Annotated in this window: 1 protein-coding gene; it reads left to right on the top strand. The window is 65.1% G+C overall.

Annotated elements, in window-relative coordinates:
• Positions 1-3922 (top strand): condensation domain-containing protein (locus CAG11_RS32775; RefSeq protein ID WP_085600825.1); only part of this gene is annotated, 3922 nt, incomplete at both ends.

Genomic DNA, 3922 nt, shown 5'->3' with positions numbered 1-3922 from the left:
GGTGATCGAATACGCCGGGCGTATCGACCACCAGGTCAAGCTGCGAGGCCTGCGCATCGAGTTGGGCGAGATCGAAGCGCGACTGCTGGAGCACGAGCGGGTACGTGAGGCCGCGGTACTGGCGGTGGATAACCAGCACCTGGTGGGTTACCTGGTGCTGGACGGCGCGGGCGAAGACTGGCGCGAAGTGCTGAGTGTCCACCTGGCCGCGCACCTGCCGGACTACATGGTGCCGGCGCAGTGGGTGGTGCTGGAGCAGATGCCGCTGAGCCCCAACGGCAAGCTGGACCGCAAGGCTTTGCCCAAGCCGGACAAGGCGCAGTCCGCCCAAGCCTATGAGGCTCCACAAAGTCTTTTGGAGCAGCAGATCGCCGCGATCTGGGCCGAGGTGCTGGGTATCGAGCAGGTGGGCCTGAACGATAACTTCTTCGAGCGTGGCGGCGATTCGATCATCTCGATCCAGGTGGTCAGCCGGGCCCGGGCGGCCGGGATCCACTTCACCCCCAAGGCGTTGTTCCAGCACCAGACCGTGCGCAGCCTGGCGCGGGTGGCCCAGTTGCAGGCCGTGCAGGTGATCGACCAGGGGCCGGTGCAGGGCGAGACACCATTGCTGCCTTTCCAGCAGCTGTTTTTCGCCATGGACCTGCCGGATCGGCATCACTGGAACCAGTCCTTGCTGTTGACGCCGCGCCAACCGGTGCGCGCGGACCTGTTGGAAGCGGCACTCCAGGCGCTGGTAGTGCATCACGATGTGCTGCGCCTGAGCTTCAACCCGCAGCCTGACGGCTGGAAGGCCCGGCATGATGCTGTGGCAACGACCTTGCTCTGGCAGGCCCGCCTGGAGACTGCCGATGAGCTGCAAGAGCTGTGCGAACGCGCCCAGCGCAGCCTCGATCTGCAACAGGGCCGGTTGTTGCGGGCGGTGCTGGCTGAGTTGCCCGATGGCAGCCAGCGACTGTTGCTGGTCATGCACCACCTGGTGGTGGATGGCGTTTCCTGGCGGATCTTCCTCGAAGATTTGCAGAACCTTTATCAGCAGTCGGTCGAGGGTCGCCAGCAGCGGTTGCCGGCCAAGACGTCGGCGTTCAAGACCTGGGCCGAGCGCCTGCAAGCCCATGCCCGCAGCGCCGCGATGCACCAGGAACAAGACTACTGGCAGCAACAGTTGCAGGGCGTGAGTGCCGAATTGCCGTGCCGCGATCCCCGGGGCGCTCGTCCGGGCCGTTTGGCCCGGACCCTGGTCAGCCAGCTCGATGCGCAGCGTACCCGGCAACTGCTGCAGCAGGCGCCCACGGCCTATCGGACACAGATCAACGACCTGCTGCTGACGGCCCTGGCCCGGGTGATCTGCCGCTGGACCGGCCATGCCTCCAGCCTGGTCCAGCTCGAGGGGCACGGCCGCGAGGAGCTGTTCGATGACCTGGACCTGACGCGCACCCTGGGCTGGTTCACCAGCCTGTTCCCGGTGCGCCTGACCCCGGCCGCCGACCTGGCGGGCTCGATCAAGCAGGTCAAGGAGCAGCTGCGCGCTGTGCCGAACAAGGGCCTGGGTTTTGGTGCCTTGCGCTACCTCGGGGACGAGCAGACCCGCCAGGCCTTCAGCCTGTTGCCGGTGCCGCGCATCACCTTCAACTACCTGGGGCAGGTCGATGGCAGCTTCGACCAGCCAGACGGCCTGTTCACCCCGGCGGCGGAAAGCACCGGCGCCGAGCAGAGCCCCGAGGCCGCGCTGGGTAACTGGCTGACCCTCAACGGCCAGGTATATGGCGGCGAGTTGCACATGAGCTGGACCTTCAGCCCGCTGATGTTCGATGAAGCGGTGATCGAACAGTTGAGCCAGGACTATGCCCGCGAACTGGCGGCCCTGGTGGAGCACTGCTGCACCCCGGGCAACGTTGGCGTCACCGCTTCGGACTTCCCTTTGGCCAGGCTGACCCAGCCCCAGCTCGAGTCCCTGCCCCTGGTGGCTAGCGACATCGAGGACATCTATGCCTTGTCGCCAATGCAGCAGGGCATGTTGTTCCATACCCTGTACGAGCAGACGGCGGGCGATTACATCAACCAGATCCGGGTCACGGTCGACTACCTGGATGTGAGCCGTTTCCGGCAGGCCTGGCAGGCTACGGTGCAGGCCCAGGAAGTGCTGCGCAGCGGCTACTTCTGGCAAGGCCAGCTGGAATGGCCGTGCCAGGTGGTCTATCGCCAGGCCAGCCTGCCGATCGAAGAACTCGATTGGCGCGCCATGCCCGAGCTCGAACAAGAGCTGCAGAACCTGCAGCAAGCCCAGCGTCGCCAGGGTTTCGACCTGGCCCGGGCGCCCCTGGTGCGAGTGCTGCTGGTGCGTACGGGTGAGCAGCGCCATGAGCTGATCTACACCAACCATCACATCCTCATGGACGGTTGGAGCAATTCGCGGTTGTTTGGTGAAGTATTGCAACGCTATGCCGGCGTAGCGGTGCCGGAGGCCAGTGGCCGCTATCGCGACTACATCGGCTGGTTGCAACAACGGGATGCCAAGGCGACCGAGGCCTTCTGGCGCGAGCAGTTGAGCCAGTTGCCGGCACCGACGCGCTTGGGCAGCAACCTGCCCTTGGCTGCACAGGGCCATGGCGAGTACCGCTGGGCCCTGGATGCCGAGCTGACCGGACGCCTGGAAGCTTTCGCCCGCAGCCAGAAAGTCACCCTCAACACCTTGATCCAGGCAGCCTGGCTGATCCTGCTGCAACGCCATAGCGGGCAGTCGGTGGTGACCTTCGGCGCCACCGTGGCCGGTCGCCCGGCTGAATTGGCCGGGATCGAGCAGCAAATCGGTTTGTTCATCAATACCTTGCCAGTGATTTGCGCCGTCGATGCCCAACGTTCGGTGGCGCAGTGGCTGCAGGATGTGCAGGAGCGCAACCTGGCCCTGCGCGAACATGAACACACCGCGTTGTACGACATCCAGCGCTGGGCCAGCCAGGGTGGCGAAGCACTGTTCGACAATATCCTGGTGTTCGAGAACTACCCGGTATCCAAGGCGCTGGAGCAGGGCGGCAGCGGTATCGGCTTTGGTGTGCCTCAGGCGCACGAGCAGACCAGCTATCCCTTGACCCTGCTGGTGGACCTTGGCGAGACACTGTCATTGCAATTCAGCTTCGCCCGGGCCAGTTTCACCGCGCAAAGCGTGGAGTCCTATGGTCGGCACCTGACCAACCTGCTGCTGGGTATGCTGGCCGACAGTACCCGGAGCCTGGGTGAGCTGCCGATGCTCGACCTTGCCGAGCGGCGCCAGGTGCTGGAGCAATGGAACGCCACCGAGCGTGACTACCCGCTGCAACGCCAGGTGCACCAGTTGATCGAGGAACAGGTGGCCCTGGCTCCCGAAGCCCCGGCCCTGGTCTTTGGTCAGCAGCGCCTGAGCTATGCCGAACTCAACCGCCGGGCCAACCGCCTGGCCCATCGCCTGATCCAGGCCGGGGTCGGCCCGGATGTGCTGGTGGGGCTGGCGGTGGAGCGCTCGATCGAAATGGTGGTGGGCCTGCTGGCGGTACTCAAGGCCGGTGGCGCCTATGTGCCGCTGGACCCGGAATACCCGCGCGAACGCCTGGCCTACATGCTCGAAGACAGCGGCGTGAAACTGCTGCTGACCCACGCGCATCTGCTGGAGCAGCTGCCACTTGGCGGTGAGGCCGAATGTCTGGCCCTGGATCAGCTCGAAGCCAGCCTGGCGGGTTACAGCGAAGAAAATCCGCAGATCGCCCTGGGCGGTGAGAACCTGGCTTACGTGATCTACACCTCCGGCTCCACCGGCCAGCCCAAGGGCGCCGGCAACCGGCATTCGGCACTGCTCAACCGCCTGTGCTGGATGCAGGAGGCTTATGCCCTGGGTGCTGGCGACACGGTCTTGCAAAAGACCCCATTCAGCTTCGACGTCTCGGTATGG

The organism is Pseudomonas sp. B6(2017) (assembly GCF_002112765.1).
GTDB classification, from domain to species: Bacteria; Pseudomonadota; Gammaproteobacteria; order Pseudomonadales; family Pseudomonadaceae; genus Aquipseudomonas; species Aquipseudomonas piscis.
Note: the sequence above shows the minus strand (reverse complement) of the source record. Positions and strands in the feature narration are given on the sequence as shown.